Raw genomic sequence first — 20,790 nt, 5'->3', positions numbered from 1 at the left:
TCACTGCTATCCAATCTCTGAAAAGACCGACCATGACCACCTCTATCCGCCAGGCTGACCTGATCGAATCCGTGTCTGCCGCGCTGCAGTACATCAGCTACTACCACCCCGCCGACTACATCGCCCACCTGGCCCGCGCCTACGAGCGCGAGCAGAGCCCGGCCGCCAAAGACGCGATTGCCCAAATCCTGACGAACAGCAAAATGAGCGCGACCGGCCACCGCCCCATTTGCCAAGACACCGGCATCGTGAACGTGTTCCTCAAAGTCGGCATGGATGTGCGCTGGGAAGGCTTCACTGGGAGCTTGGACGACGCCATCAACGAAGGTGTGCGCCAAGGCTACAACCACCCCGACAACACCCTGCGCGCCTCGGTGGTTGCGGACCCTGAGTTTTTGCGCAAGAACACCAAAGACAACACCCCGGCCGTGATCTTCACGGAAATCGTGCCCGGCAATACGGTCGAAGTGACCGTGGCAGCCAAAGGCGGCGGTTCCGAGAACAAAAGCAAAATGGTCATGCTGAACCCCGGCGACTCGGTGGTGGACTGGGTCTTGAAGACCGTTCCCACCATGGGCGCTGGCTGGTGTCCGCCCGGCATGCTGGGCATCGGCATCGGCGGCACCGCTGAAAAGGCCGTCCTGATGGCAAAAGAGAGCCTGATGGACGATTTGGACATGTATGAGCTGCAGACCAAAGCCGCAACCGGCGCTGAACTCAGCAATGTGGAAAAAATGCGCTTGGAGCTGATGGAGAAGGTCAATGCGCTGGGCATTGGCGCACAGGGCCTGGGCGGTTTGACCACCGTGTTGGACGTCAAAATCAAGATGTATCCGACGCACGCGGCCAGCAAACCGGTCGCTATGATCCCGAACTGCGCCGCCACCCGCCACGCCCATTTTGTGTTGGACGGCAGCGGCCCCGTGTATCTGGATCCACCAAGCTTGGACCTCTGGCCCAACGTCAACTGGACACCTGACTACGAGACCAGCAAAAAAGTGGACCTCAATACCCTGACGAAGGAAGAAGTCGCCAGCTGGAAACCAGGCCAAACTTTGTTGTTGAACGGCAAGATGCTCACCGGCCGTGATGCCGCGCACAAACGCATCCAGGGCATGCTGGCCAAGGGCGAAAAGCTGCCCGTGGATTTTGCTAACCGGGTGATTTATTACGTCGGACCCGTTGACCCGGTTCGCGATGAAGCCGTGGGCCCCGCCGGCCCGACAACCGCTACCCGCATGGATGGATTCACCGAGATGATGCTGGCGCAAACCGGACTGATTGCCATGATCGGCAAGGCAGAGCGCGGCCCCGTCGCCATCGAAGCCATCAAGAAGCACCAGAGCGCCTACCTGATGGCGGTGGGCGGTGCGGCCTACCTGGTATCCAAAGCCATCAAGACTGCCAAAGTGGTCGGTTTTGAAGACATGGGCATGGAAGCGATTTACGAGTTCGACGTCGTTGACATGCCTGTCACTGTGGCGGTGGACGCTGGTGGCACCAGTGCTCACATCACAGGCCCTGAAGAGTGGAAAAAGAAGATCGCTACCGGCGAGTTCAAGTCCATTCCTGTCACTTCGCGTTAAGCCATTGCCGATCGAAAGCATGCACCCCATCGGGGTGTTTGACAGCGGCCTGGGTGGCCTGAGCGTCCTGCGGGCGCTCAGGACCGAGTTGCCGCTCGAGAGGTTTGTCTATGTCGCCGACAGTGGCCATGCGCCCTATGGTGAGCGGGATGACGATTACCTGATCCATCGGTCCGGCACAATCAGCCGCTGGCTGCAAAGTCAGCACCAGATCAAAGCACTGGTCGTAGCATGCAACACTGCAACCGCGGCAGCCATCCATGTGCTCCGGGCAGAGCACCCTGGCTTGCCCATCATCGGTATTGAGCCGGCACTCAAACCTGCCGTGGCAGCGAGCCAAACAGGCGTGATCGGGGTGATGGCGACACCAAGCACCCTGAAGAGTGAGAAGTTCCAACGTTTGCTGGCCAGCCTGCAAAGCCAAGCACGATTTGTTCTTCAACCCTGCCCCGGACTTGCACTGGCCATTGAACAATTAGACGCTACAAAAACAGGAGCATCCTGCGCAACATTTACGAGGGCTATGGGCACTTTTGGCACTCAAACTGGCGAGATGGACACCTTGGTATTGGGCTGCACACACTACCCATTTGCCGAGTCTTCGCTGCGCATGGGAACCGGAGACAGAGTGCGCTATCTGGAAGGCGGCGCACCGGTCGCTCGCCAGACACGACGACTGCTAGCGGAAGCCGATCTTCTGCAGACCCAAGAATCCCCCGATGCAGGCCGGATTGACTTCCACAGCACTGGCGATCCACAAACATTAGCCCGTGCGGCTGAGCACTGGCTTGGGATCTCAGATACCGCACATGAATTGAGGATTTAGGGAAAGAGAGCGACTTGGCGTGCCCGGAGGGGATCGAACCCCCGACCCACAGCTTAGAAGGCTGTTGCTCTATCCGACTGAGCTACGGGCACAAAGAACAAAGGCCCCAAAGCGTTAAAACTTCAGAGCCTTTGATTTTTAAAAAGTGGTCGGGGCGGCGGGATTCGAACTCGCGACCCTCTGCTCCCAAAGCAGATGCGCTACCAGGCTGCGCTACACCCCGACAACTGGTATTCTAACCTGATAAAACCGCTGTTTCCAGCTTCGTCATCGTTTTTTTGCACCTACCTTCCATGCCTACATCGTCACCCCTGTTGCCATGGTTGGAACCCGGCGAATCATTTCCGAGTACCTCTGCGGCTTGGGGAGAGGACTCGCCGGCCCCAGGCTTGCTCGCAGCCGGCGGCGATCTGGAGCCCGCGACATTGCTCCGCGCCTACTCTAATGGCATCTTTCCCTGGTACAGCGAAGGCCAACCCACACTTTGGTGGAGCACAAACCCACGGATGACGTTGTGGGTGGATGAGTTCCGGCTCCACAGGTCACTCAAGAAAACCATCCGGCGTTTCCGGGACACCCCGGGTTCTGAAATCCGGGTGGACAGCTCTTTCGAAAAAGTCATTGAAGCCTGCTCTTTGACCCCTCGCGATGGACAAAACGGCACATGGATACTGCCGGAAATCCGGGCGGCATATCTCCGCTTGCACCATGCAGGGCACGCGCACAGCATTGAGACTTGGCAAGATGGTGAATTGGTTGGCGGCTTGTACTGCGTCTGCATTGGTCACGCCGTGTTTGGCGAATCGATGTTTGCAAGGCGAACCGACGCATCCAAACTGGCTTTGGCCGCACTAGTGGCAATTGCCCGCCACCACAAGGTCGCATGGATTGATTGCCAGCAGGTCACCTCACATCTGGCCTTCATGGGCGCACGGCCGATCGACAAAAGAACGTTTCAACAGTGCCTCGACTCCGCCATACCCAAGCCTCCCATCGATTGGCGCTTTGACCACCTATACTGGAATCACTTGTAGTCAGCTTGCGAAACTCTGCCATGACCGATCTGACGGATCTCCCCATCCAAACACTGCAGTTTTATGCCACCGCGCCGTACGACTGCAGTTACCTCTCGGACCGACAAGCCCGATCCCAAGTCGCCACGCCAAGTCACATCATTGACACGGCGACCTACTCCAGCCTCGTTGAGAAGGGCTTCCGGCGCAGCGGCATGTTCACCTACCGCCCTTACTGTGATGGGTGCCAGGCCTGCACCCCGCTACGCATTCCGGTGGAACAATTCCAAGCCAATAAGAGCCAGAAGAGAGCGGCAAGACAGCACGCCAACTTGCAGGCCCGCGTACTGAACCTCGGCTTTTCGAGAGAACACTACGACCTCTATCTGCGCTACCAACTCGCCAGACATGCCGGAGGCGGTATGGATGAGGACAGCATCGATCAGTACATTCAGTTTTTGCTGCAGAGTCGCGTGAACTCCCGCCTGGTTGAGTTTCGAGAAGCGACAGATAGCGAGCAAAGTTTGGGTGCACTCAAAATGGTGTCCATTTTGGATGTCCTCGACAACGGCCTATCCGCGGTGTACACATTTTTTGCTCCCGATGAAGGTGCCAGCTATGGAACCTTCAATGTGCTCTGGCAGATTGAGCAGGCCAAACAGCTTGGGCTGCCTTATGTTTACTTGGGCTACTGGATTGAGAGCAGCCCGAAGATGCAATACAAGGCCAACTTCAAACCGCATGAAATTTTGGTTAATGGCAACTGGAATGCAACAGGGCTATTGAACCCACAGGTGTAGGGGCTTTGACGGGTTAACATCGGCCACGAAGCACCATGACTAAAAAAGAACACGACCCCCAATCCGCCCCCGCAGTTCAAGTGCTGGAGCGCATGTTCACGCTGATTGACGTTCTCGCTTCCAGAGAAGAGGCGATCCCGCTGAAAGAGATCAGTGAACGCGCTGGTCTGCATCCCTCTACAACGCACCGGATCTTGAATGACTTGGTGTCCGGGCGGTTTGTCGATCGCCCCCAATCAGGCAGCTACCGCCTCGGGATGCGCCTGTTGGAGCTGGGTAATCTTGTGAAGGCCCGCCTAAACGTCCGTGACGCGGCGCTGGGCCCTATGCGCGAGCTGCACAAGCTAATTCAGCAGCCCGTTAACCTGAGCATGCGCCAGGGCGATGAAATCATCTATGTCGAGCGTGCCTACAGTGAACGTAGCGGCATGCAGGTTGTCAGGGCGATTGGCGGACGCGCACCACTACACCTCACCTCAGTGGGCAAATTGTTCTTGGCCGCTGATGATCCCCTGCGCATTCGTTCTTATGCCACCAGAACAGGGTTGCAAGGCCACACCAAAAACAGCATCACCGACTTGGATGTGTTGGAGCGCGAGCTCTCCAAGGTCCGTCAGTATGGCCAGGCAAGTGACAATGAAGAACTTGAACTCGGCGTCCGTTGTATGGCTGCAGGTATTTACGACGATCAAGGCAAGCTGATAGCGGGCCTGTCCATTTCTGCGCCTTCTGGTCGCTTGGAAGACGACTGGCTACCCAAACTCAAAGAGACCGCGCGACACATCTCTGAGACACTGGGGTTTAGATCCCCCCAAAGATAAAAGCCTGCAAGAGCAGGCTTTTTTGTTATCAGTTTGTCGCAATACGACTGTCAAATCCCTTGAGGGCGAGCGGTGAGCCTTTCGTAGCGACTGGGTGCCCTGTTTCCACCCACTTGCGCACACGTTCCGCGTCAGCAATTCGCGTCAGCTTACCCGCAGAGTCCAGAAAAACCATGATGAGTTTTCGGCCTGATATTTTTGCTTGCATCACCAAACACTGCCCTGCTTCAGCGATGTAGCCCGTCTTCTGCAGCCCGATTTCCCACGCAGGGTTTTTCACCAAGCGATTGGTATTGTTGTACTGCAAGGTACGGTTACCCACTTCAACTTGATAGCCGGTTGAGGTGGACAGTTCACGCAAAGTTTGATCGCTGTAGGCATAACTCACCAGCGTAGCCAAATCCTTGGCGCTGGACTGATTGCGGCTACTCAGGCCAGTGGGCTCCACATACTGCGTGTCTGCCATGCCCAATAGCTTGGCTTTGCGGTTCATCAAGCTGACAAAATGCTGCAAGCCACCAGGGTACGTCCTGCCCAGTGCATGCGCAGCTCGGTTTTCACTCGCCATCAAGGCAAGGTGAAGTAGCTCACCGCGAGACAACTCGGTACCTACGCGCAAACGTGAGGAGCTGCCTTTTTCGGTATCCACATCAGCTTGGGTAATTTCAATGGATTCTTCCATCGGAAGCCGTGCTTCGCTGATAAGCACTCCGGTCATCAATTTGGTGATCGACGCGATCGGAAGCACTGCATTCTCGTTTTTGCTGAAAAGCACCTCCTTGGTGTCCTGGTCCACCACGAAGGCGACGCTCGACTTCAAGTCCAAGGCGTCTTGCTTGCCATGCAAGCCTGCGAGCTGCCCGTAAGAAGGTTTCGGAGCGACGGCGACTACGGCCTTTTTGATATTTTTGGCTACCGGCTTTTTGGTTGAGACCCGCTTGGTAGCGGAAACCGCCTTTTGTTTGCGTACCGCCTTAACTGCCACCTTTTTGCTTTGCGAAGCCTTCACTTGTGAAGTTTTGGCAGTAGCCTTCTTGCTCTGCGTAGTGGCAAGTGCTGAGAAAGGAAGTAGCAGCACGGAAGCCATAAGACCTGCGGCGCTGAGTTGAATAATGATGCGTTTCAACATAGTTCCTTTGAAAAAAACGCCTGCAATTCATTTGCAGACGCTTTTCATAGTGTTCCCCGCCAGTTTAATCAAAAAACTTCAAATAGATCAAATACTTGCGCGCTGAACCTCAACTATTTTCAACTTAACTCGCTCACCCCTGTGCCGCAACACGGTCTGACTTGCTTTGCAGCTTATTCAAAGCACTCAAGTAAGCTTTCGCCGACGCCACCACGATGTCCGGATCAGACCCGACTCCGTTGACCACACGACCGCTGTTTTGCAGTCGTACTGTCACTTCGCCTTGACTTTCCGTCGACCCGCTGATCGCGTTCACCGAGTACAAGACCATCTCAGCCCCGCTTTGCACCAGAGACTCGATCGCTCTCAGCGACGCATCGACGGGTCCATTGCCATCAGAAGCACCCTTCATCTCTTTGCCGCCAGAGGTAAACACAATCGTGGCTTGGGGCCGCTCCCCTGTTTCACTGTGCTGAGACAATGAAACGAAACCATATTGCTCGATCTCAGACGACACACTCTCATCGCCAACCAGCGCCAAGATGTCTTCGTCAAAAATTTCGCTTTTACGATCGGCAAGTTCCTTGAAGCGGGAAAACGCTGCGTTGATCTCAGTCTCGCTGCCGAGTTGGACTCCTAACTCCTGCAGACGTTGTTTGAAAGCATTGCGGCCGCTCAGCTTGCCCAGCACGATTTTGTTGGCCGTCCAGCCCACATCTTCCGCGCGCATAATTTCATAGGTATCACGGGCCTTCAAAACGCCGTCTTGGTGAATGCCAGAGGCATGGGCAAACGCGTTGGCACCGACCACCGCTTTATTGGGCTGTACAACAAAACCGGTGGTCTGACTCACCATGCGACTTGCTGCGAGGATGTGCGTTGCATCAATGCCCAGCTCCAGTCCGAAATAGTCTTTACGGGTCTTCACGGCCATCACAATCTCTTCCAGACTGCAATTTCCGGCCCGCTCACCCAAGCCATTCACGGTGCATTCCACCTGACGAGCTCCTCCAATCTTCACCCCAGCCAAGGAGTTGGCGACCGCCATACCCAAGTCGTTGTGGCAGTGCACTGACCAGATCGCTTTGTCGGAGTTCGGAATGCGTTCGCGCAATGATTTGATGAAGTTGCCATACAGCTCAGGCACCGCATAACCGACCGTATCGGGCACGTTGATGGTGGTAGCCCCTTCAGCAATCACAGCTTCGAGAACGCGGCACAAAAAATCAGGGTCGCTACGGTAACCGTCTTCCGGGCTGAACTCGATATCAGCGACCAGGTTGCGAGCAAAGCGCACGGACTGTTTGGCCTGTTCCAGCACTTGCTCTGGCGACATACGGAGCTTTTTCTCCATGTGCAGTGCAGAGGTCGCAATAAAGGTGTGGATGCGCGCGCTGTTGGCGCCTTTGAGCGCCTCGGCAGCTCGGGCAATATCACGGTCGTTTGCACGCGACAGCGAGCACACGGTGGAATCCTTGATCGAGTTGGCAATCAGCTGCACTGCCTCGAAATCGCCATTTGAACTTGCAGCAAAACCGGCCTCGATCACGTCCACCCGCAAGCGTTCCAGCTGGCGGGCAATACGCAGCTTCTCATCACGGGTCATCGAGGCGCCGGGCGACTGTTCGCCATCGCGCAAAGTGGTGTCAAAAATAATCAGTTTGTCAGACATGGAAATTCCCCTCTGTTTATCGATGCAAGCCGCGCTCTTCAGGCTCGTCGGTCGACGTGCTGATCACGCTGGTTCGTACACCACGAGCGCGACGCACCAGATACACCACGTACCCGCTAAATCCATACACCACGAACACGCCGAACATCACAATCGGCGGGTGGATATTGATCACCGCAATGCCTAGAGCGATCAGAACAATGACGACAAATGGAACACTTCGTTTCATTTGCACGTCTTTGAAGCTGTAAAACGGAACATTGGTCACCATGGTCAGACCCGCATACAAGGCTAATGCGAATACCGGCCAAGCCACCGATGGGCCAGATATACCTTGGTCTGTAGCAACCCAGATAAAACCCGCTACCAACGCTGCAGCTGCTGGAGACGGCAGGCCCTGAAAGTAGCGCTTGTCCACGACCGTCGTGTTGACATTGAAGCGGGCCAGACGGAGTGCCGCGCAAGCGCAATAAACAAAGGCAGCAAACCAGCCCCAACGCCCCAGCCCCCGCAACGCCCACTCATAGGAAATCAACGCAGGTGCAGCGCCGAAAGACACCATGTCGGAGAGCGAATCCATTTGCTCACCAAAAGCGCTTTGGGTGTTGGTCATCCGGGCAACCCGGCCGTCCAGACTGTCGAGCACCATCGCGCAAAAAATACCAGCAGCAGCAAGATCAAAGCGCCCATTCATCGCCATGACAATGGCGTAAAAGCCACCGAACAAGGCGGCCAAAGTAAACAGGTTCGGAAGCACATAGATGCCTTTGCGCCGGTTTTTAATACCGCCACCATTACCGGTCGAACCTTGGGTTTCTATTCCATCATGCATGCCATCTCCAGGGAGGGCCTTTGAGGCCCAATACGTTCCAAAACAACCGGAACAAAGTCAGGCACGCAGTGTAAGCCAGTGCGCGATCCATCCATAGAAGAACCCCCAAAGCAAAAGGCCACCGAAGTGGCCTTTTGCGTTAAGCCATAGCGGCTTAGTTGCGGGTCTGGTCAACCAGCTTGTTCTTGGCAATCCAAGGCATCATGGCGCGCAGTTGTGCACCCACCACTTCGATTGAGTGATCAGCTGTGTTGCGGCGGCGTGCGGTCATGCTTGGGTAGTTCAAACGGCCTTCCTGGATGAACATCTTGGCGTAGTCACCGTTCTGGATGCGCTTCAATGCGTTGCGCATGGCCTTACGGGATTCTTCGTTGATGACTTCAGGGCCTGTCACGTACTCGCCGAACTCCGCATTGTTAGAGATGGAGTAGTTCATGTTGGCAATGCCGCCTTCGTAAATCAGGTCTACGATCAGCTTCAGCTCGTGCAAGCACTCGAAGTACGCCATTTCAGGCGCGTAGCCGGCTTCCACCAGAGTCTCGTAACCCATCTTGATCAGCTCGACAGCGCCACCGCACAAGACAGCCTGCTCACCGAACAAGTCGGTTTCAGTTTCTTCCTTGAAGTTGGTCTCAATGATGCCGGCCTTGCCGCCACCGTTGGCCATCGCGTAGCTCAGAGCCAGGTCACGGGCTTTGCCGGACTTGTCCTGGTGCACAGCAACCAGGTGAGGCACGCCACCACCTTGGGTGTAAGTGTTGCGCACAGTGTGGCCGGGAGCCTTGGGAGCCACCATCCAGACGTCCAGATCTGCTCGGGGCACGACTTGGTTGTAGTGCACGTTGAAACCGTGGGCAAAGGCCAAAGAAGCGCCTTGCTTGATGTTGGGCGCTACGTTGTTGTTGTACACCTCGGCGATTTGCTCGTCGGGCAACAAGATCATGACAACGTCCGCGGCCTTGACCGCATCGTTCACTTCCAGCACTGTCAAGCCGGCTTTGCCGACTTTGTCCCAGGAGGCTCCGCCCTTGCGCAGACCGACGACGACCTTCACGCCACTGTCGTTCAAGTTTTGCGCGTGTGCGTGGCCTTGGCTGCCGTAACCGATGATGGCAACTGTCTTGCCCTTGATCAGGCTCAGGTCACAATCCTTGTCGTAAAAAACTTTCATTTTTCTCTCCGAAATAAATATTGGCGAAAAGCGCCCTGTTGCAAAAACTACCTAAGCTCGGGGCGAACGGTTAACACTGTCGCCAAACAATCCCTGTGTGTTGAGCCAGCCGAAGCGCACACAGGAAAACCTTCATCAAACCCGCAGAATGCGCTCGCCGCGACCGATGCCGCTAGAGCCGGTTCGCACCGTTTCCAGAATGGCGGTGCGCTCAATAGCTTCCAGGAACGCATCATTCTTGGATTGATCGCCTGTAAGCTCGATGGTGTAACTCTTTTCAGTCACATCGATGATGCGGCCACGGAAGATGTCAGCCATACGCTTCATCTCTTCCCGCTCCTTTCCTACCGCACGAACCTTCACCATCATGAGCTCACGCTCGATGTAGGCGCCTTCCGTCAGGTCCACCACCTTTACCACTTCAATCAGGCGGTTCAAGTGCTTGGTAATTTGTTCGATCACGTCGTCTGAACCATGAGTCTGGATCGTCATGCGCGACAAGCTCGGATCTTCCGTGGGTGCCACGGTCAGGGATTCGATGTTGTATCCGCGGGCCGAGAACAAGCCCACGACACGCGACAAGGCGCCGGGCTCGTTCTCCAGCAAAACTGCAATGATGTGTTTCATAAATACCGATTCCTCTTTTCGCTGCCCTCCCCGCACGGCGGTAACCGCACAGCTCGGCAGACAATAGATTCTTCAAAAATGATAGCAGCTCGCGCACACAGGGTGTGCGCTAGAGCACTATTTGACGCTAATCCGCTTAAAGGTCCTCCGAGCCGAGCAGCATCTCTGTGATGCCCTTGCCGGCTTGGACCATAGGGAACACGTTTTCAGTCGGGTCCGTGCGGAAGTCCATGAACACCGTCCGGTCTTTGAGTTTGCGGGCCTCGCGCAGTGCGGGCTCCACATCCTGGGGACGCTCAATCAACATACCGACGTGACCGTAGGCTTCCGCCAACTTCACAAAGTTCGGCAGTGCGTCCATGTAACTGTGGCTGTAGCGCCCCTCATACTCCACTTCCTGCCACTGACGCACCATCCCGAGGAAACGGTTGTTCAAGGAGCAGATCTTGATAGGCGTGTTGTACTGCAGGCAGGTGGAAAGCTCCTGGATGTTCATTTGTACCGAGCCTTCGCCGGTAATGCAGAACACCTCGCTTTGCGGCTTGGCCAGTTTGATACCCATGGCATAGGGAATGCCCACGCCCATGGTTCCCAGACCACCTGAGTTGATCCAGCGACGGGGCTCGTCAAACTTGTAGTACTGCGCAGCCCACATCTGGTGTTGCCCCACATCGGACGTGATGTAAGTGTCGGCGTCTTTGGTCATATTCCAAAGAGTTTCCACGACATATTGCGGCTTGATCACATCGCCGTTGCCGGGGTTGTACTTCATGCAATCACGCTTGCGCCAGCCTTCAATCGTGTCCCACCACGCGCCCAATGCATTCGCGTCAGGCTTGGTCGAACCCTCACGGATCATCGCGATCATTTCGTTGAGCACGTCCTTCACATCGCCCACGATCGGGATATCGACCTTCACCCGCTTGGAAATGCTGGATGGATCAATGTCAATATGAATGATCTTGCGCTCATTCTGGGCGAAGTGCTTGGGATTCCCGATCACGCGGTCATCAAAACGGGCGCCAACCGCCAAGAGTACATCGCAGTTCTGCATGGCGTTGTTGGCTTCGACGGTACCGTGCATGCCCAGCATGCCGAGGAACTTGCGGTCGCTCGCAGGATACGCACCCAAGCCCATCAGGGTGTTGGTGCAGGGGTAACCCAGCATATCCACCAGCGTGCGGAGTTCGCTGGAAGCGTTACTCAGCAACACGCCGCCACCTGTGTAGATGTAAGGACGCTTAGCCGCCAACAACAGTTGCAAGGCCTTGCGGATTTGACCGCCGTGGCCCTTGCGCACCGGGTTGTAAGAGCGCATTTCCACGCTCTCGGGGTAGCCGTGATATGGCACTTTCTTGAAGGACACATCCTTCGGAATGTCCACCACCACAGGGCCGGGACGGCCACTGCGCGCGATGTGGAAAGCCTTCTTCATCACGTCCGCCATGTCCTTGGCGTCTTTCACCAAGAAGTTGTGCTTAACAATGGGACGCGTGATACCGACGGTGTCGCACTCTTGGAAGGCGTCCAGTCCGATTGCGTGCGTAGGCACTTGACCAGAAATAATCACCATGGGAATGCTGTCCATGTAAGCGGTGGCAATACCGGTCACTGCATTGGTCAGACCCGGACCGGATGTCACCAGCGCCACGCCAACATCACCGGTCGCACGGGCATAGCCGTCGGCAGCATGCACAGCTGCTTGCTCGTGACGTACCAGAACGTGCTGAATGGTGTCTTGCTTGTAGAAGGCGTCGTAAATGTGCAGAACTGCACCACCGGGGTAGCCCCAGATGTACTTGACGTTTTCGGCTTGGAGCGCTTTGACGAGGACTTCCGCGCCCCTCAACTCGGGAACAGCGGCGGATTTGGATGCGGATGCTGCCGAAGCGATTTCGGCTTTAGAAATTTCCATGATGAACCTTTGTGAATTTCTCTGACGAAAAACCTTGGGTGCCCCTTCGCAAACACTTGTGGAGTCGCGTCGGGACTTAAGATCAAAGCCATGAGCGCATTGAATGTTGCGCCGGACCAGGACCCGTTTGCCTTTTAATTGCGCCCCTATTATGGCATTGTCGGCACTCCATCCCTGAGAAGGCAACGAGCAGACAAGATTGAAGTGCAATAATCTGCGACGTAGATGCCGCCGAATGCACACTCCAAGTGCACGGTGCGCCCCCTTTTTTTGCCAGCGATGGCCTTGTCAATTGGCAACCGAAAAAGAACTTTCCGACTTTTTGAAGAGTGTTGAAAAACGGGCCTTCAAACGTGCGGCATACCATGTCCGCAACGATGAGTCCGCCCTGGACATTGTTCAAGACAGCATGATGAAACTGGCTGAACACTACGGACACAAGCCCGTGGAAGAGCTGCCTATGCTGTTTCAACGTATTCTGTCCAACAGCACCCTCGACTGGTTTCGCCGGCAAAAGACTTATAGCGCGTTGTTTTCGACGCTCAGTGACTTCGAATCAGGAACTGAAGACGAAGATTTCAATCTACTCGAATCTCTGGTCACCGACCAAGGCGGCGAACAGTCAGAGAGCACAGAGACCCAGACAGAACGGGCACAAACCCTAAGATCTATTGAAGAAGAGGTTTTACGACTGCCGCCCCGTCAACGGGAAGCCTTCCTGATGCGTTATTGGGAGGATATGGATGTCGCGGAAACTGCGACTGCGATGGGCTGTTCACAAGGCAGCGTAAAAACACACTGTTCCCGAGCGGTGCAAGCCTTGGGCAATGCGTTAAGAGGAAAGGGAATCCGGCTATGAAAAAAACTGTAGCGCACCGTTCCGGTGCTGATATTGAGAAAGCCGTGGCCCGTGCAATTGCTTCGCGCCTCCATGAGGGAGCACAAGACCTGCCTCACGACATTACCGAGCGGCTCAAAGCGGCCCGTGTTCAAGCGGTAGCGAAACGCAAAATTGCTCTCGAACCAGTATCAGCCAGCCAAGCGGTATTGGCGTCTGCCGGGCAAGCCGGCATGCAGATGGGATCCGGATTCAAAAATCTTTGGATGCAGCTGGGTTCTTGGTTGCCTTTGCTCGCCTTGATCGCCGGTATGTTGGTCATAGACACCTTGCAGGACGAGTTCAGCGCCCAGGAAATCGCCGATGTGGACATTCAACTGCTGACAGATCCTTTGCCACCGGCGGCCTATACTGACCCTGGTTTTGCACAATTTTTACGTACGAACCAAGAAAAATAAGTCAGAGAGCACCCGACTCTTTATGAAGCACTTCTCCAGCAACCTCAACCTCATACCTGTGGGCTTGATCACTGCATGCCTAGGAGCAACTTGCTTGGGTATCAGCGCTCCGGCCCATGGTCAGACCGGATCAGTGCTGCCGAGTGTTCCCGCCTCGACCAATTTGAACTGGACGGCCTTGGGTGCGGGACAAAAAATTGCACTAGCTCCTCTGAAAGAGAGCTGGGACACCTTGGCCGACGGACACCGCAGGAAGTGGATCGCTTTGTCGCAAAATTTTTCTGCCATGTCCGCGGCAGACAAAGAGACACTGCACAGCCGGATGGCCGAATGGGCTGCACTGAAGCCGAAGGAACGGCAGCAAGCACGGTTAAATTTCGCTGAGACAAAGAAGACACCTGCAGCGGACCGGCTGTCCAACTGGGAGGCCTACCAAGCACTGAGCCAAGAGGAAAAGGACGCTCTAGCGCGCAAAGGGGCTGCCAAACCAGCAGGTGCAGCGGTAGCCGCCAAAGCGCCTCCGCCCCAGAAGTTAACGCCTGTACCCGTGACCAGGAATTCACCGGAAACCCACCGGGAACGACTGGCTGCTCAGCAGCCCGTTGATCGCAACACACTCCTGCCCCTCGCCCCAGCTTCCAAAACAAGCAGCGCAAACTAGCGGGTTGATCCACCTGCCGCTCTTTGGTGCTTGCGCCTGCCTACAATCGCAGCTTCTTTGACAACAGAACGGGCTCGGGATGATCAATGGTGCGATAACCCCAGGACTCTGGCGACGCATGGCATGCTGGATTTATGAGGGTATCTTGTTGTTCGGCGTGGTGTTTTTGGCGGGTTACATTTTTGGTACTCTGAGCCAGACGCGGTATGCACTGGACAACCGCCATGCCCTTCAGGGCTTTTTGTTCCTTGTGCTGGGTATTTACTTTGTTTGGTTTTGGGCGCATGGCCAAACGCTCGCGATGAAAACCTGGAACATCCGCGTGGTGGGTGTCGATGGTCAAAAAATCACCCAGCTGCGGGCATTGGGGCGCTACGTATTGAGCTGGGTCTGGTTTTTGCCACCGTTAGCAGCGGTGTATCCATTTCAACTGTCTGGCCCAGAGATCACGGTGATCTGCACAGGCTGGATCGCCGTCTGGGCGATTTTGAGTCGCTTTCACCCCCAAAACCAGTTTTGGCACGATGTACTAGCGGGCACTCGCCTGGTCCATTCCGCGCCCATGAGCCGCTGAATACAAAAACATCCATCTATGCCAGCCCCATCCCTGCCCCCTGTTGATCCTGCGGTAAATCCTCAGAAGCTGCGCCGGGGTTTAAGCCGTGTGCTCCACGCTACCCGCTACTCATGGGCCGGATTGCAGGCGGGGTGGAACGAGACAGCTTTCAGGCAAGAGTGCATCTTGGCATTGGTACTCTTGCCAGCCTCTTTTTTCATCGGGCAAACTTGGGTTGAGTGCGCCGTTTTGGCGGCCAGCGTCGTCGCAGTGATGGTCGTGGAGTTGCTCAATACGGCGGTCGAATCTGTTGTCGACCGCGTCGGCCCCGAATGGCATTCGCTGTCCAAACGGGCCAAGGATATCGGCAGCGCTGCAGTGCTACTAAGTTTGTTACTGTGCGCTGCGATATGGGGTGCGGCTCTATGGGCGCGCTTTGCGCCTCACCTGAGCTGAAAGCTTAGACGGCGGACTCGTCCTGTTCGCCAGTACGAATACGCACCACACGCTCTACACTTGTGACGAAGATCTTTCCGTCGCCGATCTTGCCGGTATGCGCGGCTTTCACGATGGCGTCTACACAGCGATCCACATCTTCGGTTTTCACCACCACTTCCACCTTCATCTTGGGCAGAAAGTCGACAACATACTCAGCGCCACGGTACAGCTCGGTGTGACCTTTTTGGCGACCAAAGCCTTTGACTTCCGTCACTGTCAAACCCGTCACGCCGCATTCAGCCAGAGCTTCACGGACCTCTTCTAGTTTGAAAGGTTTGACGACTGCGGTAATTTGTTTCATCTGCTTGTCCAGTTAAAAAATCAGGCCCGAAAACGGTTGGTAATAGGATAACGCCAATCTTTGCCGAAGCTGCGGTGCGTCACGCGGATTCCTACAGGTGCTTGGCGGCGCTTGTATTCATTGATTTTGATGAGTCGAGTCACCCGCTCTACATCTTCCACACGGTAGCCAGCGGCGATGATCGCCTCGATGCTCTCGTCATTTTCCATGTAGCGCTCCAGAATGCCATCCAGCACCTCATAGGGTGGCAGACTGTCCTGGTCTTTCTGGTCAGGCCGCAGCTCGGCACTAGGAGGACGGGTGATGATGCGCTCTGGAATCGGGGCCAGACCGGTGTCGTAAGGGTCATGGGCATTACGCCACCAGGCGAGCTTGAACACCGTGGTTTTGGCCAGGTCTTTGATGACTGCGAAACCACCCGCCATGTCTCCGTACAAGGTGCAATAGCCGGTTGCCATTTCGGACTTGTTTCCAGTCGTCAGCACAATACTGCCGAATTTGTTGGACAAGGCCATCAGCAAAGTCCCACGGATGCGTGCCTGGATGTTCTCTTCGGTCGTGTCTTCTGCACGCCCCGCAAACTTTGAAGCCAATGAAGCCTTGAAAGCCTCGAACTCCGGCACGATGGAAATTTCGTCGTACCGCACGCCCATGCGGGCCGCCATGTCCCGGGCATCGATCCAGCTGATGTCCGCGGTGTACGGAGAAGGCATCATGACCGTGCGGACCCTGTCGGCCCCGAGCGCATCGACAGCGATCGCCAAGACCAGGGCCGAGTCAATGCCACCCGACAGGCCCAGCAAAGCGCCGGGGAAACCATTTTTGCCAATGTAATCGCGCACGCCTAACACCAAGGCGTCCCACAAATCAGCCTCCGCAGAGCGCTCAGGCTCGATGGGCGCTCTTAAATGAATAGCACTACCCGATCTATCTACGGTAACCGGAAAGACATTCTCTTGAAAACTCGGCGCCCGGCCAGTGACGGAGCCGTCTGCATTTAAGGCGAAGGAGTGGCCTTCAAAAACCACCTCGTCCTGCCCACCCACCAAGTGTGCGTAGACCAGGGGCAAACCGGTAGCCCTGCAACGCTCGCCCATGCGGGCCTCGCGCTCGTAACCCTTGCCCACATGGAACGGAGATGCGTTGATCACCGCCAGCAACTCAGCGCCCGCCTCTTGGGCCAGGCGGGCGGGTTCTTCAAACCACGCATCCTCGCAAATCAGCAGCCCTACTTTGACGCGGCCTTCGCCCTCGCCCGCTTCAAACACACACACACCCTGACCCGGCGTGAAGTAGCGGCGCTCATCGAACACTTGGTAATTGGGTAATTCGCGCTTGGCGTAGGTGGCAACGACCTGCCCCTCGCACAGCACCGAAGCTGCATTGAAGCGGCTTTGCACGGCAACAGAACGTGTGCGGCTATCACCCCCCGTTGGATGCCCCACCACCACCGCCATCCCTTTTAACCCGGCAAGCTGCTGCGCGACCGATTTCACGGCATCATCACAGGCCTGCATAAATGCGGGGCGCAAAAACAGATCTTCCGCGGCGTAACCGCAGATGGAAAGCTCTGGCGTTAATAGCAAGCGCGCGCCGTCCGCATAAGCCCGGTTGGCCGCATCGACGATTTTTATGACATTACCGTTCAGGTCACCGACGATGAAATTGAGTTGCGCAACGCACAGTTTGAGAGTCATGAACCAGCAGAAGGAAGTTCACAGCCAGGCCTGCATTGCAGACCCTTTGCGGCTGCCGCGCGGAGCGCTAAATGGGTAACGCTGATTATGTCATCCGGGTGTCAGAAGCGCCCTCTGCGGTCAACGCGTCCGCATGGGACGCCCTGCTATTCAGCCAAAGCCACCCGACGCCATTTATGCGGCATGCCTACCTGGCAGCCTTGCATGACAGTGGCAGCGCAACATCTGCCACCGGCTGGCGCCCCCATTTCTTCACCTTGTACCAAGGCGCGGAGCTGGCAGGCGCCTGCGTGGCCTACCTCAAAGACCACTCCTACGGGGAATACGTGTTCGACTGGGCGTGGGCCAGTGCCTATGAACAGCATGGCCTTCCCTACTACCCCAAAGCAGTGATTGCGGTGCCTTTCACCCCGGTGCCGGGCAGCCGATTGCTTGCCAAGGACGCGGACGCTAGAGCTGCCCTGACCCAAGCGGTGCAGCGCTGGTGCGCAGACCAGCATATTTCGTCTGCGCACATGTTGTTCGGTGCCGAGGCTGATCTGCAAGCCACAGACTCCGCCCACTGGATGCAGCGGCACACCGTGCAATTCCACTGGCACAACCGTGCGGAGGGCTATGCCGACTTTGACGATTTTTTGGCCAGCCTGAACCAGGAAAAGCGCAAAAAAATCAAACAAGAACGCCGCAAGGTGGCAGAAGCGGGCGTGCACTTCAGGCACAGCCGTGGCGCTGAGATCAGCCCTGAGGATTGGGCTTTTTTCTACCGCTGTTATGCCAATACTTACAGGGAACACGGTAACCCACCCTACCTGACGCCAGACTTCTTTCAGCGCATGGCTACGCGGATGCCGGAGCATTGGCTCTTGTTTGTGGCTGAGCGAGACGGGCAGCCAATTGCTAGCAGTTTGATAGCAATTGGTGCAACATACATGAGCGCTGATGGCACATTTGAGCCCCAAAACCGTGTGGCCTACGGACGCTATTGGGGTGCCTTGGAGCAGGTGGATTGCCTCCACTTTGAGGCTTGCTACTACCAACCGCTCGCATGGTGTATTGCCAACGGCTACCGGCGGTTTGAAGGTGGCGCACAAGGCGAACACAAAATGGCCCGCGCCCTGCTCCCCACCCGGACCAGCAGTGCCCACTGGTTGCAACACCCGGCTTTTGCGGATGCCGTGCAGCGCTTTTTGGAGCGCGAGGGAGACGGCATTGCCCAGTACCTAGAGCACCTCGAGCACCGCAGCCCCCTCAAGCAGTCGCCTTAAAAGGTTTCCCAATCATCATCCCCGCCAGCAGGGGTGACCTTGCTGCTGGTTTTGGGTGGGGTCGGCGCATGCGCTACCAATACGGGTGGCGCCTTGGCAGGAGGCCGCTTGGCGGCTTGTGCGGCCGCTGGCTTGGCGGGAGATGCCTTCTGAGCGGTGTGTGTGACGGCGCGCCGCTCCGGCCCGGCAAAATTATTTTGCTGCGGGGGGTTGCTGCGCACTGCAGCCGGCTTGGCTGGCGCTGCCACATGGCTTGCTCCGCTGTAGCCACCGGTGTGGCCTTCATTGCCCAGCTTAAAGACCGCCACCACTTGCACCAGGTCGTTAGCCTGGCTCTTGAGGCTGCTGGCGGCGGCTGCCATCTGCTCCACCAAGGCTGCGTTTTGCTGCGTGGCCTGGTCCATTTGGGTAACCGCTTCACCGACCTGGTTCACCCCGGCGCTTTGCTCGTTACTGGCCGCGCTGATTTCACCCATGATGTCGGTCACCCGGCGGATGCTGCTGACCACTTCGGTCATGGTTTCACCAGCCTTGTCGACCAAAGTGCTGCCCTGCTCTACACGCTCGACGCTGGCGTTGATGAGTGTTTTGATCTCTTTGGCGGCTTCCGCAGAGCGCCCCGCCAAGGAGCGCACTTCCGAGGCTACTACGGCGAAGCCTCTGCCTTGCTCGCCGGCACGGGCGGCTTCTACCGCGGCATTAAGGGCCAGGATGTTGGTTTGAAATGCAATTCCGTCAATGACGCTGATGATGTCGGCAATCTTGCGGCTGGCCTCGTTGATGCCCTTCATGGTTTCCACGACTTGGCCCACGACCTCACCGCCTTGAATGGCCACGGTAGAGGCGTTCATCGCCAGTTGGTTAGCCTGGCGGGCGGAGTCTGCGTTTTGTTTGACGGTGGAGCCAAGCTCCTCCATCGAGGCCGCAGTTTCTTCGAGAGCACTGGCTTGGCTCTCGGTACGGGCGCTCAGGTCATGATTCCCCTGCGCAATTTCCGAGCTGGCGGTCGCCACCGCATCGGCGCTGGAGCGCACCTGTTGCAAAACGCCCTGCGTTTTTTCGACGAATTGGTTGAAGCCAGTGGCAATGACCGCGAGCTCATCCGAACCGCCCGCCTCGATACGGCGGGTGAGGTCTCCTTGACCGGAGCCAATGTCTTGCATGGCATCTTTCAGCAACACCAGGCCCCCCAACAAGCGGGTCAACACGCCACTGATGAGCACCACCGCAATCACGGCAATCACGATTCCACCCACAATCGACGACCACACCATCGCAGAAATGCCACTCAGCGCCTCGTCGCGATTCAAGGCGATCACCAGCATCCAGTCGGTACCAGCGATCGGTGTCGCAAACGCCAGACGGCGCTCGCTGGCAATCGTCGTGTCACGGACAGATCCCGATTTGCTCAAGGCCTCCAACGCGCCACCACCGAGGTCAGGCGCAATGTCAGTCACCGGCTTGAGAACTTTGGCGGTGTCCTCATGCACCATGATTTTTCCGGATTTGTCCGCGATGAATCCGTAAGTCCCTGGCGTTGGGCGGATGGATGCCACATTGCGAACCACGGCATCCATGAAGACGTCGACCGACGTCACGCCTTTGATGGCCCCACCCTCCCGCACCGCGGCGGAGAAAGTAATCACCAGTTTCTTGGACCCCGCATCCACATAAGGCGGCGTCAGGGCAGGCCCTTGCGCTGCGGCCGCCAATTGGTACCAGGGGCGAGCGGTAGGGTCGTAGTCCGGCGGGAGATTTTGCTGCTCTGAGAATGCCGTGCGCTTGTCAGGAAAGCCGATGTAAGCAGAGTCCACCCCCCCCGCCACCTTGGCCTGCACCAGATACTTGAGCGGATCCGGCTCATTCACCGCAAAACCGAAAGATTTGACGATCTGGTGACGCCCTGCAACCCATTCGGCGATCTCAGAGGCGTGGGCCTTGGCGAGTGCTCCGGTTTGGCTATCCAAGGTGCGCAATGCGTGGGAGCGTGCGGTTTGGACATTGGTGATCGAGAGTGCCGCCAAGCCCAGAAACACCAGGAGCCCTACCAAGGCCACAATCTTCCCGCGCAATGAGTTCAAAAACACAAAGGACATCGCTTACTCCATTCTTGTTTAAGCAGCT

20 protein-coding genes and 2 tRNA genes are annotated in these 20,790 nt (G+C 56.5%); 11 read left to right on the top strand and 11 right to left on the bottom strand.

Features of this window, described 5'->3' with window-relative positions; translation table 11 throughout:
• Window positions 1-32 precede the first annotated feature (32 nt).
• Entirely contained in the window at window positions 33-1,586 is a 1,554-nt protein-coding gene (locus RAE19_RS16355; protein WP_313875870.1) for a fumarate hydratase, read from the top strand.
• Window positions 1,587-1,605: 19 nt separating this feature from the next.
• A complete protein-coding gene (gene murI / locus RAE19_RS16350; protein ID WP_313875869.1) occupies window positions 1,606-2,412 on the top strand; it encodes a glutamate racemase in 807 nt (268 codons plus the stop codon).
• Window positions 2,413-2,427: 15 nt separating this feature from the next.
• Here murI and RAE19_RS16345 read toward each other — a convergent pair.
• Window positions 2,428-2,504, bottom strand: a tRNA-Arg gene (locus RAE19_RS16345).
• 54 nt (window positions 2,505-2,558) lie between these two features.
• Window positions 2,559-2,635, bottom strand: a tRNA-Pro gene (locus RAE19_RS16340).
• A gap of 70 nt (window positions 2,636-2,705) precedes the next feature.
• On the opposite strand from RAE19_RS16340, the gene aat reads away from it, so the two are divergent.
• The 3 genes from aat to RAE19_RS16325 are packed head-to-tail and all read left to right on the top strand — an operon-like array spanning window position 2,706 to window position 5,046.
• A complete protein-coding gene (gene aat, locus RAE19_RS16335; RefSeq protein WP_313875868.1) occupies window positions 2,706-3,446 on the top strand; it encodes a leucyl/phenylalanyl-tRNA--protein transferase in 741 nt (246 codons plus the stop codon).
• A gap of 20 nt (window positions 3,447-3,466) precedes the next feature.
• Entirely contained in the window at window positions 3,467-4,225 is a 759-nt protein-coding gene (locus tag RAE19_RS16330; protein ID WP_313875867.1) for an arginyltransferase, read from the top strand.
• Between the two features lie 35 nt (window positions 4,226-4,260).
• Window positions 4,261-5,046, top strand: coding sequence for an IclR family transcriptional regulator (locus tag RAE19_RS16325; RefSeq protein ID WP_313875866.1), 786 nt, complete (start codon window positions 4,261-4,263; stop codon window positions 5,044-5,046).
• 28 nt (window positions 5,047-5,074) lie between these two features.
• On the opposite strand, the gene RAE19_RS16320 is transcribed toward RAE19_RS16325, so the two are convergent.
• The 6 genes from RAE19_RS16320 to RAE19_RS16295 form a co-directional block, all read right to left on the bottom strand.
• Window positions 5,075-6,175 (bottom strand): serine hydrolase, encoded by a 1,101-nt coding sequence (locus tag RAE19_RS16320; RefSeq protein ID WP_430962552.1) that lies wholly within the window; start codon window positions 6,173-6,175, stop codon window positions 5,075-5,077.
• Between the two features lie 133 nt (window positions 6,176-6,308).
• Window positions 6,309-7,847 (bottom strand): 2-isopropylmalate synthase, encoded by a 1,539-nt coding sequence (locus RAE19_RS16315; RefSeq protein WP_313875865.1) that lies wholly within the window; start codon window positions 7,845-7,847, stop codon window positions 6,309-6,311.
• Between the two features lie 16 nt (window positions 7,848-7,863).
• Complete coding sequence (gene pssA, locus RAE19_RS16310; RefSeq protein WP_313875864.1) at window positions 7,864-8,679, bottom strand: CDP-diacylglycerol--serine O-phosphatidyltransferase; 816 nt, start codon at window positions 8,677-8,679, stop codon at window positions 7,864-7,866.
• Window positions 8,680-8,833: 154 nt separating this feature from the next.
• A complete protein-coding gene (gene ilvC, locus RAE19_RS16305) occupies window positions 8,834-9,850 on the bottom strand; it encodes a ketol-acid reductoisomerase (RefSeq protein ID WP_313875863.1) in 1,017 nt (338 codons plus the stop codon).
• 135 nt (window positions 9,851-9,985) lie between these two features.
• Complete coding sequence (ilvN, locus tag RAE19_RS16300; protein WP_296508555.1) at window positions 9,986-10,477, bottom strand: acetolactate synthase small subunit; 492 nt, start codon at window positions 10,475-10,477, stop codon at window positions 9,986-9,988.
• Window positions 10,478-10,613: 136 nt separating this feature from the next.
• A complete protein-coding gene (locus RAE19_RS16295; protein ID WP_313875862.1) occupies window positions 10,614-12,392 on the bottom strand; it encodes an acetolactate synthase 3 catalytic subunit in 1,779 nt (592 codons plus the stop codon).
• A gap of 292 nt (window positions 12,393-12,684) precedes the next feature.
• On the opposite strand from RAE19_RS16295, the gene RAE19_RS16290 reads away from it, so the two are divergent.
• From RAE19_RS16290 to RAE19_RS16270, 5 genes are all read left to right on the top strand, one after another.
• A complete protein-coding gene (locus tag RAE19_RS16290) occupies window positions 12,685-13,251 on the top strand; it encodes an RNA polymerase sigma factor (RefSeq protein ID WP_313875861.1) in 567 nt (188 codons plus the stop codon).
• Window positions 13,248-13,688: a DUF3619 family protein gene (locus RAE19_RS16285; RefSeq protein ID WP_313875860.1), complete on the top strand. Its 441-nt coding sequence runs from the start codon at window positions 13,248-13,250 to the stop codon at window positions 13,686-13,688. Before RAE19_RS16290 ends, RAE19_RS16285 begins: the two co-directional genes overlap by 4 nt.
• 94 nt (window positions 13,689-13,782) lie before the next feature.
• Window positions 13,783-14,349: a DUF3106 domain-containing protein gene (locus RAE19_RS16280; protein WP_313875859.1), complete on the top strand. Its 567-nt coding sequence runs from the start codon at window positions 13,783-13,785 to the stop codon at window positions 14,347-14,349.
• Window positions 14,350-14,428: 79 nt separating this feature from the next.
• Entirely contained in the window at window positions 14,429-14,923 is a 495-nt protein-coding gene (locus tag RAE19_RS16275) for an RDD family protein (RefSeq protein WP_313875858.1), read from the top strand.
• An 18-nt stretch (window positions 14,924-14,941) separates the two neighbouring features.
• Window positions 14,942-15,361, top strand: coding sequence for a diacylglycerol kinase (locus tag RAE19_RS16270; RefSeq protein WP_313875857.1), 420 nt, complete (start codon window positions 14,942-14,944; stop codon window positions 15,359-15,361).
• 4 nt (window positions 15,362-15,365) lie between these two features.
• On the opposite strand, the gene RAE19_RS16265 is transcribed toward RAE19_RS16270, so the two are convergent.
• Together RAE19_RS16265 and RAE19_RS16260 are read right to left on the bottom strand one after the other, a co-directional pair.
• On the bottom strand, window positions 15,366-15,704 hold the full coding sequence (locus RAE19_RS16265; RefSeq protein ID WP_296508564.1) for a P-II family nitrogen regulator: 339 nt from the start codon (window positions 15,702-15,704) through the stop codon (window positions 15,366-15,368).
• Between the two features lie 20 nt (window positions 15,705-15,724).
• A complete protein-coding gene (locus tag RAE19_RS16260; RefSeq protein WP_313875856.1) occupies window positions 15,725-17,401 on the bottom strand; it encodes an NAD+ synthase in 1,677 nt (558 codons plus the stop codon).
• Window positions 17,402-17,472: 71 nt separating this feature from the next.
• On the opposite strand from RAE19_RS16260, the gene RAE19_RS16255 reads away from it, so the two are divergent.
• Window positions 17,473-18,666 (top strand): GNAT family N-acetyltransferase, encoded by a 1,194-nt coding sequence (locus RAE19_RS16255; protein ID WP_313875855.1) that lies wholly within the window; start codon window positions 17,473-17,475, stop codon window positions 18,664-18,666.
• On the opposite strand, the gene RAE19_RS16250 is transcribed toward RAE19_RS16255, so the two are convergent.
• Window positions 18,663-20,762: a methyl-accepting chemotaxis protein gene (locus RAE19_RS16250; protein ID WP_313875854.1), complete on the bottom strand. Its 2,100-nt coding sequence runs from the start codon at window positions 20,760-20,762 to the stop codon at window positions 18,663-18,665. The two genes, RAE19_RS16255 and RAE19_RS16250, sit on opposite strands and share 4 nt — an antisense overlap.
• Window positions 20,763-20,790 lie beyond the last annotated feature (28 nt).

This window comes from Rhodoferax potami, assembly GCF_032193805.1.
GTDB lineage: Bacteria > Pseudomonadota > Gammaproteobacteria > Burkholderiales > Burkholderiaceae_C > Allorhodoferax > Allorhodoferax potami_A.
The sequence above is the reverse complement of the archived record's forward strand: the minus strand, read 5'-3'. Positions and strand labels throughout refer to the sequence as shown.

Coding starts and splice junctions, on each gene's coding strand:
- RAE19_RS16355 (WP_313875870.1), top strand. CDS start 33: ATGACCACCTCTATCCGCCAGGCTGACCTGATCGAATCCGTGTCTGCC.
- murI (WP_313875869.1), top strand. CDS start 1,606: ATGCACCCCATCGGGGTGTTTGACAGCGGCCTGGGTGGCCTGAGCGTC.
- aat (WP_313875868.1), top strand. CDS start 2,706: ATGCCTACATCGTCACCCCTGTTGCCATGGTTGGAACCCGGCGAATCA.
- RAE19_RS16330 (WP_313875867.1), top strand. CDS start 3,467: ATGACCGATCTGACGGATCTCCCCATCCAAACACTGCAGTTTTATGCC.
- RAE19_RS16325 (WP_313875866.1), top strand. CDS start 4,261: ATGACTAAAAAAGAACACGACCCCCAATCCGCCCCCGCAGTTCAAGTG.
- RAE19_RS16320 (WP_430962552.1), bottom strand. CDS start 6,175: ATGTTGAAACGCATCATTATTCAACTCAGCGCCGCAGGTCTTATGGCT.
- RAE19_RS16315 (WP_313875865.1), bottom strand. CDS start 7,847: ATGTCTGACAAACTGATTATTTTTGACACCACTTTGCGCGATGGCGAA.
- pssA (WP_313875864.1), bottom strand. CDS start 8,679: ATGCATGATGGAATAGAAACCCAAGGTTCGACCGGTAATGGTGGCGGT.
- ilvC (WP_313875863.1), bottom strand. CDS start 9,850: ATGAAAGTTTTTTACGACAAGGATTGTGACCTGAGCCTGATCAAGGGC.
- ilvN (WP_296508555.1), bottom strand. CDS start 10,477: ATGAAACACATCATTGCAGTTTTGCTGGAGAACGAGCCCGGCGCCTTG.
- RAE19_RS16295 (WP_313875862.1), bottom strand. CDS start 12,392: ATGGAAATTTCTAAAGCCGAAATCGCTTCGGCAGCATCCGCATCCAAA.
- RAE19_RS16285 (WP_313875860.1), top strand. CDS start 13,248: ATGAAAAAAACTGTAGCGCACCGTTCCGGTGCTGATATTGAGAAAGCC.
- RAE19_RS16275 (WP_313875858.1), top strand. CDS start 14,429: ATGATCAATGGTGCGATAACCCCAGGACTCTGGCGACGCATGGCATGC.
- RAE19_RS16270 (WP_313875857.1), top strand. CDS start 14,942: ATGCCAGCCCCATCCCTGCCCCCTGTTGATCCTGCGGTAAATCCTCAG.
- RAE19_RS16265 (WP_296508564.1), bottom strand. CDS start 15,704: ATGAAACAAATTACCGCAGTCGTCAAACCTTTCAAACTAGAAGAGGTC.
- RAE19_RS16260 (WP_313875856.1), bottom strand. CDS start 17,401: ATGACTCTCAAACTGTGCGTTGCGCAACTCAATTTCATCGTCGGTGAC.
- RAE19_RS16255 (WP_313875855.1), top strand. CDS start 17,473: ATGGGTAACGCTGATTATGTCATCCGGGTGTCAGAAGCGCCCTCTGCG.
- RAE19_RS16250 (WP_313875854.1), bottom strand. CDS start 20,762: ATGTCCTTTGTGTTTTTGAACTCATTGCGCGGGAAGATTGTGGCCTTG.